The 14539-nt window shown below is 41.3% G+C and carries 17 protein-coding genes; 11 read left to right on the forward strand and 6 right to left on the reverse strand.

Annotated features, from left to right (window positions below; translation table 11 throughout):
* The first annotated feature begins 106 nt into the window (after positions 1-106).
* Both LX64_RS07225 and LX64_RS07230 read left to right on the forward strand, forming a co-directional pair.
* On the forward strand, positions 107-1168 hold the full coding sequence (locus LX64_RS07225) for a sensor histidine kinase (RefSeq protein WP_111596930.1): 1062 nt from the start codon (positions 107-109) through the stop codon (positions 1166-1168).
* Positions 1155-1886, forward strand: coding sequence for a LytR/AlgR family response regulator transcription factor (locus LX64_RS07230; protein ID WP_111596931.1), 732 nt, complete (start codon positions 1155-1157; stop codon positions 1884-1886). The genes LX64_RS07225 and LX64_RS07230 overlap by 14 nt, the downstream gene beginning before the upstream one ends.
* A 703-nt stretch (positions 1887-2589) precedes the next feature.
* On the opposite strand, the gene LX64_RS07235 is transcribed toward LX64_RS07230, so the two are convergent.
* A complete protein-coding gene (locus LX64_RS07235) occupies positions 2590-3018 on the reverse strand; it encodes a YccF domain-containing protein (protein WP_245952579.1) in 429 nt (142 codons plus the stop codon).
* A 448-nt stretch (positions 3019-3466) separates the two neighbouring features.
* Here LX64_RS07235 and LX64_RS07240 point away from each other — a divergent pair, with 448 nt between their 5' ends.
* Both LX64_RS07240 and LX64_RS07245 read left to right on the forward strand, forming a co-directional pair.
* Positions 3467-3922, forward strand: a complete 456-nt coding sequence (locus tag LX64_RS07240; RefSeq protein WP_111596932.1) for a hypothetical protein — start codon at positions 3467-3469, stop codon at positions 3920-3922.
* 84 nt (positions 3923-4006) lie between these two features.
* Positions 4007-4456, forward strand: coding sequence for a GNAT family N-acetyltransferase (locus tag LX64_RS07245; RefSeq protein WP_111596933.1), 450 nt, complete (start codon positions 4007-4009; stop codon positions 4454-4456).
* Here the strand turns inward: LX64_RS07245 and LX64_RS07250 are convergent.
* The gene (locus LX64_RS07250; RefSeq protein ID WP_245952581.1) at positions 4448-5137 is read right to left on the reverse strand and encodes an NAD-dependent epimerase/dehydratase family protein; all 690 of its coding nucleotides are present in this window, start codon (positions 5135-5137) and stop codon (positions 4448-4450) included. The two genes, LX64_RS07245 and LX64_RS07250, sit on opposite strands and share 9 nt — an antisense overlap.
* Positions 5138-5186: 49 nt before the next feature.
* Between LX64_RS07250 and LX64_RS07255 the strand changes: the two genes are divergently transcribed.
* Positions 5187-5648, forward strand: coding sequence for a GNAT family N-acetyltransferase (locus LX64_RS07255; RefSeq protein WP_111597068.1), 462 nt, complete (start codon positions 5187-5189; stop codon positions 5646-5648).
* 9 nt (positions 5649-5657) lie between these two features.
* A complete protein-coding gene (locus LX64_RS07260) occupies positions 5658-6080 on the forward strand; it encodes a secondary thiamine-phosphate synthase enzyme YjbQ (RefSeq protein ID WP_111596934.1) in 423 nt (140 codons plus the stop codon).
* A 273-nt stretch (positions 6081-6353) separates the two neighbouring features.
* Here LX64_RS07260 and LX64_RS07265 read toward each other — a convergent pair whose 3' ends face one another.
* Positions 6354-6917, reverse strand: a complete 564-nt coding sequence (locus LX64_RS07265; protein ID WP_111596935.1) for an NUDIX hydrolase — start codon at positions 6915-6917, stop codon at positions 6354-6356.
* A gap of 190 nt (positions 6918-7107) precedes the next feature.
* Between LX64_RS07265 and aqpZ the strand changes: the two genes are divergently transcribed.
* Positions 7108-7812: an aquaporin Z gene (aqpZ, locus tag LX64_RS07270; RefSeq protein WP_211324759.1), complete on the forward strand. Its 705-nt coding sequence runs from the start codon at positions 7108-7110 to the stop codon at positions 7810-7812.
* Between the two features lie 93 nt (positions 7813-7905).
* Here the strand turns inward: aqpZ and LX64_RS07275 are convergent, their stop codons facing one another.
* A complete protein-coding gene (locus LX64_RS07275) occupies positions 7906-10278 on the reverse strand; it encodes an outer membrane beta-barrel family protein (RefSeq protein WP_111596936.1) in 2373 nt (790 codons plus the stop codon).
* 199 nt (positions 10279-10477) lie between these two features.
* Between LX64_RS07275 and LX64_RS07280 the strand changes: the two genes are divergently transcribed.
* The 3 genes from LX64_RS07280 to LX64_RS07290 all read left to right on the forward strand — a co-directional run bounded on the left by LX64_RS07280 (position 10478) and on the right by LX64_RS07290 (position 12757).
* The gene (locus LX64_RS07280) at positions 10478-11575 is read left to right on the forward strand and encodes a sensor histidine kinase (protein ID WP_111596937.1); all 1098 of its coding nucleotides are present in this window, start codon (positions 10478-10480) and stop codon (positions 11573-11575) included.
* On the forward strand, positions 11572-12279 hold the full coding sequence (locus LX64_RS07285; protein WP_111596938.1) for a LytR/AlgR family response regulator transcription factor: 708 nt from the start codon (positions 11572-11574) through the stop codon (positions 12277-12279). Before LX64_RS07280 ends, LX64_RS07285 begins: the two co-directional genes overlap by 4 nt.
* Positions 12280-12364: 85 nt before the next feature.
* A complete protein-coding gene (locus LX64_RS07290) occupies positions 12365-12757 on the forward strand; it encodes an iron chaperone (protein WP_111596939.1) in 393 nt (130 codons plus the stop codon).
* A gap of 208 nt (positions 12758-12965) precedes the next feature.
* Here LX64_RS07290 and LX64_RS07295 read toward each other — a convergent pair whose 3' ends face one another.
* The gene (locus LX64_RS07295; RefSeq protein WP_111596940.1) at positions 12966-13430 is read right to left on the reverse strand and encodes a hypothetical protein; all 465 of its coding nucleotides are present in this window, start codon (positions 13428-13430) and stop codon (positions 12966-12968) included.
* 43 nt (positions 13431-13473) lie between these two features.
* On the reverse strand, positions 13474-13923 hold the full coding sequence (locus LX64_RS07300) for an SRPBCC domain-containing protein (RefSeq protein WP_111596941.1): 450 nt from the start codon (positions 13921-13923) through the stop codon (positions 13474-13476).
* Positions 13924-14059: 136 nt separating this feature from the next.
* Here LX64_RS07300 and LX64_RS07305 point away from each other — a divergent pair, with 136 nt between their 5' ends.
* Positions 14060-14536, forward strand: coding sequence for a PH domain-containing protein (locus LX64_RS07305; protein WP_158538565.1), 477 nt, complete (start codon positions 14060-14062; stop codon positions 14534-14536).
* Positions 14537-14539 lie beyond the last annotated feature (3 nt).

Here is a 14539-nt window from a genome sequence, read left to right on the forward strand (position 1 = left end):
CAGTTTATACGGCAAAACTTGTCGTTTGTATAAAAAGAATGCTGTTAGCAGGGATTTTTTTAGCTTGCGAAACAGCATGAAATATTCCTTATAAGAATTTCATGATATGATCCAATTAAATAATTCGCGGTTGGGGAAGAAAAGTTTATATGCGCTGTACTGGTTTTTGTACATCATATTATTCGGGTTTATACAAGGAGGGCAAAGCAACGACTATAAAAATGCATTCGCCGGTGAATTGATTAGTTTGCCGTTGCGCGTGATATTTGTAGCGATTGTGTGTGAAATTTTGATGGAGAAATACCTCTTTAAGAAAAGGATTCTCGCCTTTTTGGTGGCGTATGTACCGTTATTGATTCTCTTTTCCATTTTCCAGCGTATTATCGACAATGCGATCATCTTGGAATACTTCCTCACGCATTGGCAGAAGGAACCTATTTTTCTTATTCCTCCATTTTTATATAGCATCATTAAGTTGCAGTTCGTGGTAACGATACCTTTTAGTGTGAAGTTGTTTTATAACTGGGTGATGGAGCAAAATAGGGCGATGAAAATAGCGGAAGAAAAGACGCAAGCTGAATTGAACTTGTTACGCAATCAATTCCACCCGCACTTTATATTTAACGTGTTGAATACCTTGTATGCGAAAACGATGATTACGGCCCCTGCATCGGCCGAAATTGTCCAACGGATTTCGTCGCTCTTACGGTTTTCAATTTACGAAGTGGGTACGAAAAAGATTCCCCTTTCCAAAGAAATCCAATACCTCGAAGATTACATTTCGCTACAAAAAGCACGTTTCGATCATCATGTTGAAATTAGCTTTAATGTAGAAGGAGGCCCATTAGACGGCCAATATATAGAACCATTTTTAGTGGTTCCTTTTGTAGAGAACAGTTTCAAACACTGCATGCATTCCGACCCCGGCGAAAGCTGGATCACGATGTATATCTCCATTCAACCCGGCTGGCTCACTGCTCAAATTGAAAACAGTGTACCACCGAAAGTTACCAACAACCACGATACACATCATGGTATTGGCCTAGAGAATGTACGTAAGCGGTTAGACTTACTCTATGAAGATAAACACACCTTGAAGATTACACAAACAGCAGAAAGCTTTTTTGTTTATTTAAAAGTAAAATTAGCAGCACATGATGAACAATAGCATTAACTGTATCATCATTGAAGATGAGAAACCGGCAGCCGATATATTAGAACACTACGTATCTAAAATCGAATTACTTCACTTGGTAGGTACGTTCAATAGCGGCACCCAAGCTATGCGTTGTTTAAACACGCACCATATCGATTTAATTTTCACCGATATTAACATGCCCGGTATCTCAGGTATCGATTTCATTAAAAGCATTACCCCCACCCCCAACGTCATTTTTACCACGGCCCATTCAGAATATGCCGTAGAAGGCTTTGAACTCAACGCTGTTGATTACTTATTAAAACCTATCACTTTCGAACGCTTCTTAAAAGCCGTTAACCGTTTCATCAAACTCGACAAACATACCATCGAAACCCTTAAACCTGCTCCTGCTGCAAGTACAGCTGCTCCTTTCGTATTCATTAAATGTGAAAAGAAGATGGTCAAAATCTTCTTAGATGATATTCTATATTTCGAATCACAAAAGAATTATCTTCTGATATATACCACTTCTGGTCAACATAAAACGTATCATTCTATTAGTGAAATGGAGGAGAAGTTACCTGCTAGTAAGTTTTTACGTGTTCATCGTTCTTTTATCGTTGCGATTAGTAAGATAGAACAGTTTAGTACTTCTGATGTTACTTTGCCTGGTGCTACGATTCCTATAGGTAGGCATTATGCTGCTGCGACTTTGCAAATGTTGAAGCAGTATCAGCAAGGATGATATTGTGTTTTACTGCCGTAGGCGGGGAAAGTAATTTTTTATTGCCAGTGGCTTGGGAGTGACCTTATACTGCCGTAGGCGGGGTAAGTAATTTTTTATTAAATGTTGTTGGGGCTTCATCTTTCTTCTATTGCTGTAGTATTTTCATTTCTTCTTTTGATCGATATGTGGCTTTGCCGCTCCAGGGCCGCGGCAGTGGGCCCCGTAATGTATTTCGGAATATGGTTCTGCGGGCTGGCCTTGCATCTATTAAGGGTGGGTGGGTCGTGTTAAGGTGGGTGCGTTGATTAGGTTCCCGGTTGTCGTATTTTCCGCATAACCAAGTTTCCTCAACACATTACTGATAGGGGAAAATGCGGGCTGTTTGTCTGGATTATTGCGGAATTGGTTCGGTTTTTTTTTGTGATTGAGTTTGTGTGGTGACTTGTTTGTTGGGAAAATCCAATTTTCCAACATAACAGGCCCCTCAAAGACCCAATGCCCTTCACTACAGTACTCCAAAAGCCCTATCACAGCCCCGATCCAACGGCCACGCAGTACATTGGCCGTTGGTCCTCCTTTCTTTGGTTACTTTCTTTGGAGAAGCAAAGAAAGTAACAAACAGGATGTATTATAATAGTAAATGAAGGCAATTAGTATGTAATTACAGCCATAGGAAAACGGGGTATTGGGAGAATATTTTTTCTACTGCCTACGGCAATAGTTAAATAATTACTTTACCAAAAGGTGTAAAACACAAACTCATGAGTTTAAAATGTTGTCGGCCAAAGGGAATACCGATAATTGTTAGGCACAATAGGAAACCGAAAAACAAGTGATTGATAGCCATGCAAATACCGCCGGTTAATGCCCATACGATATTGAGTATTGTTGATATGCAGCCGGTGGAGTATTCGGCGTCTCGTATTTGGGAACCGAAAGGCCATAGGGTGAAGAAGCCAATTTTAAACATTTGTAAGCCGAAGGGGATGCCGATGATAGTGAGACACATCATAAAGCCACCTACCATGTAGCCAATAAAAGAGAAAAAGCCGCCGAAAACGAGCCAAATTATATTACCTAAGAAATTCATGTTGTTGTTAATTGGAATCAAAGTAATATTTTTCTGCATGTTGTGTATGCCTTTCATCATTCTATTGGTTTGTATGGGTTATAAGCCTTTGCCAGGGCGCGTTGTATTTTACATTTTGGAGGCCACTCTTGCCAGGTTCATGGCCAGTTATACAAAATTTCACCCCGGTTATACTTCCGCTGGCTGCTAAAATAGAGGACTGTTTATCTTTGTGCTAGCAATCTGTTTATTAACCGTGATATGCTGCATAATCGTACATGTGATTACAGTGAGCATACCAAGAAAGCACTATCAAACCACTGTTGTGCCCCGATTACAACGCTGCATTTCCTTTAATGCAGACGTTTTACCTACTTTGCGCTTAACTTCTTGTGGTATCAATGATTGATACATAAGGTAGTTAAGCGCTTTCTTTTTGTTCCTTTTTTGGTCTAGGAAGGGCTTCTTAGAATTAAAATTTCATTACTTCATTTAGTTTCATACCTTTACGCTGTATTTAAATGTAAATATGTCAACCGCCATTCCTATGCCCAGCCAAAGGATCGTTGAATTTATACGGTCGATCGGCATTGAAGTCATCCTCAGCCCACTAGAAGCTGCGCCCGGTGTTTTGATTCAAAACGGGGCCATGTACATTGATTTTCAACGTGAACCTATTCCCCGCGAAATACTTGAGAAAGCTGCACAAATAGCCGTTGTACCAAAGGCAGAACGCAATACCTTGTCTACGCAAAGCTTGTTGCGAAGGGAATGGTATGCTGCTGAAGAAATGATGGCATCTGCATGGCATTATGCTGCGAATATCCACCTGGGTATGCATTCTTCAGTACATAGTTCACCCGAGAAACAGCATGCTTTCGGGGTGTCTATGTTGCAAAATACAGGTATGACGTACGATTATTGCGTAGCGGCAGAAAAGGGTTCTTCGGCCTATCCATCTATGCTTAAATGGACGAGGGAATAGTTTTTCTTCTAGTGCAAGCACCTAAGGTTTTGCATTTCTTGGAAAAATTGTGTTTGTTGCAATACAATCATAAATCGTTTGTAGATGGTTCAGATTATTCGTACACAGTCGGACAATACCGATTTCTTAGGATTAGTAAAGCTGTTGGATGCAGAATTAGCAGCGCGTGATGGCGACGACCATGCATTTTTTGCTGCTTTGAATAAAGTAGATATGATTAAGCATGTGGTATTACTGTACGAAAACGAGGTGGCGGTAGGTTGTGGAGCCATGAAGCACTATGAGGAAGGGGTTATGGAGGTGAAACGTATGTATGTAGCGGAAAACAAACGCAGCCGTGGCTTGGCATCCCAAGTACTCCAAGCACTCGAGAATTGGGCTATAGAACTGGGCTACAAAAGATTCATCTTAGAAACAGGCATCAAACAACCCGAAGCGATCAGTCTATATACTAAAAATCGATACCAACGCATCCCGAACTTCGGCAAATACATTGGTATCGAAGAAAGTGTATGTTTCGAGAAACTACTCTGATGGCAACTTCGCCAACAGCGCAATATCTTTCCCATCTATTATTTTCTTTGTAAACCCTTGGCGCGTGATATTGATCATAGCTTGTCCCAATTCGCTTAATGTGACAAAACCTTTCGGGTACAAGGCTCTGCCAATAGGGAATATCCAATTCAACACTTTATACAAAGAGTGACTATAGCGCAAACCTGGCGTTGGCTTGATAAAGCCTGGTCTAAACGCATAGCATTGTTTGAATGGCAATTTGAATAAATCATTCTCCGTTTTACCTTTCACCCTAGCCCATGCACTCCGTCCTTTTTCGCTACTATCGGTACCCGCACCGCTTACGTAAATAAAGGTGCAATGTTTACTATGCGTTGCTACCGCTTTGGCAAATTGCATGGTTAACAAGTAGGTAAACTTGTAGTATAATTCTTGACTCATCCCTACAGATGAAACACCCAAGCAGAAATAACAGGCATCGTAGCCTGCCAATTGCGCTGCAATTGGCGATATATCGAAGAAATCGTCGTGTATTAATTCCTTTAACTTAGGATGTTGGTAACCGGTAGATCTACGGGTAACAACAAGTACTTCTGCGATAAACGGACTTTGAAGGCACTCGTGCAATACACCTTCCCCGACCATACCGGTAGCACCTGTAACAATTACCTTCATGGGTTGTTGATATTGTAAAGACATATGTACATTTGAATAGGTGAAATTAATACATCTTGACAAATTAAAAGCCATGGCAACTAATTACCTTGCGCGGCCTTTAGCAAATGGAGAGGCCATTCCATACCATCTTTTGCTATTAGCAGATCCATCTAAAGAGATGATCGACGCTTACTTAGACGACAATAACGTGTTTGTATACGAAGTAGGCGGCGAAGTAGTAGGCGTATACGTGCTATGGCAAGACGGTGCTTACATTGAAATCAAGAACATAGCCGTGCATGAAGCCATGCAAGCACGTGGTATTGGTAGCTTGTTAATTAATGACGCTATTGCAAGAGCACGCGATTTGGGGTTCCCACAAATACATATCGGCACCGGGAATTCCAGTTTGCGTCAACTTGGTTTATACCAGCGTTTGGGGTTTGATATGCAACTGATCAAAAAGCATTTCTTCACCACCCATTACCCCGGTACGATCATTGAAGATGGCATTCAATGCAAACATCTTATCCTCTTGTCGAAAGAATTGTAATTTTACACCATGAAGATTTTCCAAGCATCGCTTCGTTTACGAGCCCGCCCGCGGGGCTTTCACCTTATAACAGACGAAGTATTACAGGCCATTCCGCAACTACGTACGATAAATACCGGCATGTGCCAAGTGTTCATACAACATACCTCCGCGGGGCTAACTATCAACGAGAATTACGACCCTACAGTGCGAAAAGACTTTGAAACGTATTTCAATAAAGCCGTGCGAGAAAACGACCCCGATTATATGCATACAGATGAAGGTGCTGATGATATGCCAGCACATATTAAAGCGAGCCTTTTGGGTGCATCCGTAACCATACCTGTTACAGCTGGCCAGCTAGCTTTAGGTACATGGCAAGGCATTTACCTTTGTGAACATCGGAATTATGGAGGCGCAAGAAATGTGATGATAACAGTGTGGGGGGAATAATTATATAGTGGGTATACCTTTAGAAAATCACTTGTAACGATTCATATTAGATTCATAAAAAATGGATACTTACCAATCGTAGCTGAATAGTAAGTATCCGTATACATGTAACATCCCAACTTTACATGTACAGTAGTTCTTTCGTAAAGAATGTATACAAAGAAATCAATTCTATATTGAAATAGGAATCCCTACTTAGGGGTAGAGCCTCTTGCATATTATCGCTAATTTGAAGGAACACCTGTTTTGAGATGGTGAGTTAGACCTATTTGATTACAACAAACGATGTTCAGCAATATATCGCCAGAGTGGAGCTGCGTGTAAAGCTTGGGGCATCTCATTAGCCTGTAGGATGCTTACTACATCTGCTGGCTGTAATAGATGAACCGATAAATCTTCGGTGGCTTCTAGGGTAGGTGGAGCTACTAATTCTACATCTTCCGCAAGAAAGCAGTGTGTGAAGTTAGTATGCGTACCGGGATTGGCTGAAATTTGCATATAAGGAGTCCAACGACCATTGCCGTAGCCGGTTTCTTCCAGTAATTCCCTTTGTGCAGCGGCAAGAAACGTAGTATCGGTGGCATCTACTACGCCGGCACATAATTCGTAAGCCGTTTTAGCAATCCCATGCCTGTATTGTTTAACCATCACGAATTCTTTCTCTTTCGTAATAGCTATTACATTTACCCATTCTGGGTATTCGAGTATATAGTATTCTTCAATCTCGTTGCCATTGGGTAATTGTACGTGATCGACCCTAGCTGTAAACCAAGGGCGCTGGCTCACATAAGATGAGTTAAGCACTTTCCATACACTATTATCTTGCTTCAAGTCCATTTTTGAACGGTTTAAAATCCCTTGAAAAGTATAAAAAGTATAGGAGAAATTGGGATTATTTTCATCCTAAACCCGTCTTTTACATCTCTTTACCGCTAAAATACAGTTAGGCAAATACAACATTCCCAGCCTTTCGATTGTATAGTTATGCAATAGTTACGTTTCATTTCCCCTTCCAAAATCCTCACATATGAAGATTACAACTGCTCAAAAATTTATGGCCGAATTACTCGGCACCTTTGTGCTTGTACTCATCGGTTGCGGTAGCGCCGTATTAGCTGGCACACACGTTGGTTTTCTAGGTATCGCTTTCGCGTTTGGTATTTCTGTATTAACGATGTGCTATTCTATTGGTCACATCACCGGGTGCCACATTAACCCGGCTATTAGTATTTCCATGTGGGCCATGGGTAAACTATCGGCCAAGGATACGCTCGTGTACATTATTGGGCAAATTATTGGCGGCATTCTCGCCGCTGCGTTATTGTACTCCATTGCACAAGGTCGACCAGAGTATAGTTTGGCCGCTAATGGATTAGGACAGAACGGTGTAGAAGGTGGTTCTCCCGATAAATTCTCGCTTACCAGCGGGTTAATTTTCGAGGTAGTATTCACTTGTATTTTCTTATTCGTGATCCATTTATCTACGAGTAAGAATAATGGCAACGTTGGGTTCGCAGGTTTAGCCATTGGCTTGGCTTTAACCATGATCCATATCGTGGGCATACCGGTTACAGGTGTATCTGTTAACCCTGCCCGGAGTATTGGCCCTGCTTTATTTGTGGGCGGCGATGCTATATCACATTTATGGGTATTTATTGTTGGTCCTATCGTGGGCGGTTTAATCGGTGGTATATTGTGGAAGGTAGTAGACGGACAACCCGAACGTTACTAATCCCTTAGCATACAAAAAAGCCGTTCTCTATGGAATAGAGAGCGGCTTTCTATTTGGACGAATAACGCGGGGGGTGTAAACAATCAAAATTCCTTAATCATTCATCCTTCTTTTCACGTCATCCATTACAGTGCGGCGCGCTTTGGCAGCTTTCACTTGTTGGTTACCGAAACGGTAGCTAAATACTAACCGGAAGATGCGCGTTTCGGGATTTGTACGAACAAATGCATGCGCATTGTAAGAATCAGATGCATATTTTTGTTTCGCCGTGTTGAAAATATCAGACACATTGAAAGAGATGGTTCCTTTTTTATCTAAGATGGTTTTAGACACACCTAGGCTCATGATGAAATAATCTTTGAAATCGAACGCACCGAAACGTAAAGGGGATTGGTAATAAGCATTTACTTCAGATTTCCAATTCTTCGCAAAACTCCAGCTCACGCTTTCCATGACAGATAAAGACACGGTACTATTATTCAATCCACTTGCAGCATCGGCATTGTATTTCGCATAGATACCCCCTAAGGTGGTAGAAGTATATACTTTGTTCTTGAATAAAGATTTGCTGTAGGCTAAGTTCATGGTAACTTGGTTGGCAGATGGCATGTTTTCGTAAGTACTTACCATTACATCTCCATCTTTTGTGAATGTATTGGCCAATACATCGTAATAACGGTTCCAAGCAACACTCGCCATCCATTCGTTATTGTAAGTCCAGCCTAACTCGAAGTTATCGGAGAAAGTAGGACGGATGTTAGGATTACCTTTGTAGTAAGCATATTGACTTTGGTAGATGATAAACGGGTTGACGATACTGAATCCAAAGCGTTCAATTTTCCTACTATAGTTCGCGCTCCACTGTTGTTTTTCACTTTGGTTGTAATAAATACCAAGCGTTGGGAATAGGCTCAAATAATCGTTCTCATTCGTTTGTTGCAAGGTTACAGAATGGCCTTCGCTTTGTGTATATTCGGCACGTAAACCCAGTGAGAAGTCGAACTTTTTAATGCTTTGGTTCATGTTTACATAACCGGCGTAGATGTTTTCTTTATAAATGAAGCGGTTGTTGCGGATCAAATCTTCTTCCCAATTACCATTGATAAAGTTTTCCCAATGTGCGTCGTTATCGGTTTTGGTGAAAATACTTCTTACACCTGTTTCAAATTTTGCTTTCTTGATGTGGAATGTATAATCGGCACTGATAGAGCTAACACGGCTGCTACCGGGAGAATTGTTTGTCATTAAGTTGTTCATCTTCGCTTCTTTAGCAGTACCATCGAAGTAATCGGTACGGAAATGCTCAGACAGTGTTTTTTCGTTCTGGAAGTAATCGGCATTAATATTTAAATCGTTGCCGGCCTTGCCTACTTTGGTTTTGTAGTAGATATTGGCGTTAGGGGCGTTGGTAGTATAATGACCCTTGCTCAATAATACAGAACTAGAATCCTTGTTGGTATTCGCAAATTCCAACATCGAACGGTTTTCCATCTCGCGGTTACGATCGCTATACACACCACGCACCATAGCACCAATAGACGATTTCTTACTGAGCGTATAATCGAAACCAACTTTATAGGTAGCACTTTGGCTTTTATCATTCGCAAATTGACGATCGTCTACTTCGAAACCTTGTCCTAAATAGCGGTGTGTAAACGTACTGTTATCAATATCTGTATTCATATAATCCAAGCTACCGTAAACGTTTACCTTTTTAGAACGGTAATTTAAGCTAAGTCCGCCGTTATAACGAGGGTGGCGCCCCATACCTACACCCGCAGTTACAGTACCATTGGTGCCTAGGTTCTTATCTTTAGCCAATACTATGTTTACGATAGCAGCATCTTGCGCTTCGTACTTAGCGGAAGGGTTCGGGATTACTTCGATGCTTTCGATGGTATTGGCCGGCATAGAAGCTAAGTAGGCTTTCAGTTCTTCGCCGCTCATGCGGGTTGGACGATCGTTAATGTACACGGTAAGCGTTTTGCTCCTAAACTTCAGGCCACTACCATCCGTTACACCAGGTGCACGTAGCAAAGTTTCGTATACATTTTGGCCGGCTGTGATGGGGCTTTGGGCTACATTTACCACGATCTTGTCGTTTTTCATGACAATGAAGGGTTTGCTGCCGGTTACTTCTACACCTTTGAGCGTTTTGGTGACGGCTGCTATAGATATTGTTAGGTTAAAATCGTGTTGGATATTGATATTGTCTTGCAAATATGCTTTGTAACCAATATACTGTACGGCTACTTTGTACATACCGGTGGGCATATTGTTGAAAGTAAAAACGCCGTTTTCGTCGGCAGTCGTTTGAAAGTTTTGCGTATTTGTGGTGATTTGGATAGAAGCAAAGGGTAATACAGTATTTGATGTACTGTCGACTACCTTACCGGCGATTTTCACTTGTGCTTGTACAGCTATAGTAGTCATTAAGAAGAATAGGGAGATAAAGAACGTTTTCATAAAAGATGTTTGTTTGTTGTTTTGAATTCCGATTGTTTACGATAGCAAAACAACAACACGGCGAGCACCCGGAAAAGGTGCATTCCACGAAGTAGCGGCTTTGTTCTACGAAATAAAAATGACTTGATTTCGTCGAAGAAAAGCTGCATTTTGTCGAAGGAAAGCTGCTGAAAACACCTTGCAAGCGTAGTTTTATAGTATGAAGAAATGGTATCATCAATATTTCCGGGGCGTGAAGCCATTAATGACCTACGAGATACTCGTGTGGTTGGTATATGTATGCATTTACAAATGGGCCACCTTTGCCGAGGAAACACATGTACCCCGTTTACGCACCAACTTCCCCATGCCGGAGTTAATCCTCTATGCAATAGGCACCACCTTGTATATAATACCTTACTACCGTTGGATTGGCGCTAAGCTGTTGGAGAAACGGCGGTTTGTATGGTTATTCTTTGTGACCATCCTTTACTTTTGGTTTGTTCCGAAGTATTGCAGTTATGTTGTAGCGAGTGTATTTCAAGCCGTTAGTCATAACCCGCTTACCATTCCATTTTACAACTCGCAGGTACGCATGTTTGAACGCCTCATCTTTGCACCACAATTGCAACTACAGTTCCTATTAACTGATATGATGGCCTTTTTCTCGGTAATGTTTATGCGGTATGCCACCCAAAATGAACGCAAACGTAGTAATTTAGAGAAAGAACATTTGGCTTTGCAACTTGATACCCTCAAGGCGCAATTACACCCACACTTCTTATTCAATACCCTCAATAGTATTTATGGCATGAGTATTACGGGTGCGAAAGATACCCCTGCGTATATCTTAAAACTCTCCGATATGATGCGGTATATACTTTACGATTGCAGGCATCATGCGGTAGACTTAGAAAAAGACATTGCCTTCCTCGACAACTACATGCAAATGGAGCAAAAGCGTTACCCTGCTGCCCATATTGATTTTCAGATGCCGGCTACGCCTATCCCAGCCATTAGTATAGCACCATTAATGCTGATCCCGTTTATGGAGAATGTATTTAAGCACGGTGCGCACCGCGTGGTGGATGATGCATTTATACGGGGCGAGTTGGTGGTGAATGAAGAAGAACTGGTATTTGAACTAGAGAATTCCGTGATGCCGGTAACGCCGATGCAACGGGGGCCATATGGCGGTGTTGGGATTGAAAATGTAAAAAAACGCTTGGCACTCTATTATCCCAACCGCCACCGGTTACAGATAGAACAAACCGATACAATTTATTCAGTACATTTAACCATACAATTAAAAGCATGATCAAATGCCTTGTTGCCGACGATGAAGTAATTGCTCACCAAATATTAGAGCAATACATTTTGCAAACTGAAGGATTAACCCTCGTTGCCAAATGCAAGAATGCCATGGAAGCATTTGCCAAATTGGAACAACACCCTATCGACTTAGTTTTCCTTGATATAGAAATGCCTTTAGTGAACGGCATTACTTTCTTAAAAACCTTGCAAAACCCACCGAAGGTTATTTTTACCACGGCTTACGCCGAGTATGCTTTGCAAGGATACGAGCTGAATGTGGTGGATTATCTACTGAAACCCTTTTCTTTAGAACGCTTCACCGTAGCGGTTAATAAGGTAAAACAACAGTTACAAGCCACTGTGCCTACAACTTCTCCTACTCCTTCGACCGACGACCATTTGCTTGTTAAGGAAAAAGGAGGTTTTATCAAAATTCCCTATGCTGATATCCAATTTATCGAAGCTTCGAAAGATTATGTAAAGATTATGTTGCCGGGGAACAAGCACCACTTGGTGCATTTAACCATGAAGAAGTTAGAGGAAACCTTACCGGCAGCCATGTTTGTACGGACGCATAAATCTTACATCGTAGGCGTACCACATATTAAAATGGTGAAATTGCAAGAGCTCATTATGGCAAACCAAGCCATTATTCCAATTAGTCCTAACTACAAAGAGCAAGTACTTAAAGCCTTTTCTGCGAAATAAATACGTCGGAATAAGGGCGGGTAAATGGCGTATTTGGGGGCGTGTTTTCCTACACAAATCATGTAGCTTTATAGAAATATCTTGTATGATGAAAACAGCTACCTTCGAAACCCCGGAACAATATATAGCCCAGTTTCCAGCAGCGGATCAAGCTGTGCTGAAAAAAATACGTGCAGCCATTCGTAAAGCATTACCTACAGCGGAAGAAGTAATCAGTTACCAGATGCCTACTTTTAAAGTTCATGGCGCGGTAATTTATTATGCTTCCTGTAAAGCGCATTATGCTGTGTATATTCCCCCAACGTACGGGGTATACGAGGCCTTTAAAAAGGAGTTAAAGCCTTATAAATTAACGAAAAGTGCTGCCCAGTTCCCCAAATCGGAAGCCATTCCATACGAGCTTATTCAACAAATGGCGGAATATGCAGGCGCGCAAAATGAGCTGTTAGCGAAGAAGAAAACCGCGAAAGCCCGGTAATAGACATTACCAGGCAATTCTGCACTAAAACAATAATCCATGTTAAAAAGCTGAATTGGCTGGGAAATGCAGAATAGGTTAGCTTGCACCTGTAATAGGCACAATGGATGCACTGCCATGCTTGATAACGTTAAGTTTTGCAGGTTAATACAAGTTCTAACAACTATCGAGCACTTTGGTTGTGTAAGTCGATGGAAATCATACGGAATTAAAACCCGCGGAAGTAAGGTCTACTAATTAAAGGCGATCCGCCCCAAGGAATTGAAGTTAATACAAGGAATAGAGCAATACTAAGGCCAATGGCCATGATCCTAAACTTTTCGTGGTCGGTTGATTTGCGTTTGCTTTTTGTTACGGTGATATTGATGACTGCTACAGCGATGGTCATCATCGTAATATGTTCCATCCCGAAGAAGCGGAACTCCCGCATTTGTTCAGCTTTCACAAAATTGCCCCAGAAATATTTCACGATAGGACTTACAATATACAATACCACGCCAATAGTAAATTGCAAGTTGGCGAAGTTTACAGCTGCCTTCCGGGCACCATCATCTACCGGCAAAAAGGATTTGTGACCTTTCCAACCACGGTAAGCACGGAATAAAGCGAATAATAGGCTGAGTAAAACCAGCCACCTAACATAAGAATGAAAATACAATAAGAAAGCGTACATAGGAGAATGAACTACCTAATATGGTAGGTTGTAAAATTAATCATTATCCTTTCATATAATCGAAAGCACCAGTGCGAAGATTGATGTTATACTCCAAGTAAGCTTTTAAACAAGCTAAAAAATTAGCCCAACCTTCCGTATTACCCCTTAACCATTTAATACCCTCTTCATCATTCGGCATCGTTCCTTCTGTAATGCGTACAACGGTTGCTGCACCTTTATCTTGCAGTTGCATATCTACTTTCAATACATGATCTTTTGCTCCCTCCCATTCGAAAGCAATAGCACTGGGTGCAGATACGGATAATACAGTAATGTTGAATTGATCGGGAAATTCGGGGAATTGCCAAGTAACCGTTTTGCCGGTTTCCATACGGGCAGAACCTTTCGCGATGAAATAATTCGACATCTTTTGCGGGTCTACAATGGCTTCGAATACTTCCTGGATGGGTTTCGCAATTTGAATCGCTGCTTTAATCTCGAGGTGGTTCATAAGATGTATGGTTTTAGATATACAATTTAAACAAAGTTATGCGTACGACCAATTGATTTTTAATTCATTGACATATCAACCAACCTTCACAAAGCGACCTAAATTCCTTATATTGTGCAACAACAACTCCTCTCCTATGCGCTTTGAAACAAAACTCGACACATTTGGCAAGATCACTTCCGGCTGCATCGTATTACTAACCCTCGGTTTATTGTATACTGGCTTTGTTGATCCAGCAAAACCCGTGTATGTAGGTGGCGCTATATTATTAGTGGTGGTATTGATTAGCTTAGGATTAAGTCCTCGATCCTATTCCATAGAAGAAGGACAGTTAATTATTCACCGTTTAGTGGGGCAGAAAAGAATTCCCTTGGCATCGATTACTGCTGCGCGCCATTTGGATCGTAGTGAATTAGGTATTGTGATGCGTACGATGGGGATTGGTGGATTATTTGGATATATAGGGTCGTTTCATTCCAGCAAAATTGGTCATTACAGCAGTTGGACCACCAACCGTGATTCACTTGTGTTGATTGAAACTGCTGATAAAAAGTATATGATTAGTCCTACTGATTACGATGGTTTTCTGCGCGCTTTCCAACAAGCAAAATAAGCG

Origin of the sequence: Chitinophaga skermanii, assembly GCF_003259335.1 — a bacterium.
Lineage (GTDB): Bacteria > Bacteroidota > Bacteroidia > Chitinophagales > Chitinophagaceae > Chitinophaga > Chitinophaga skermanii.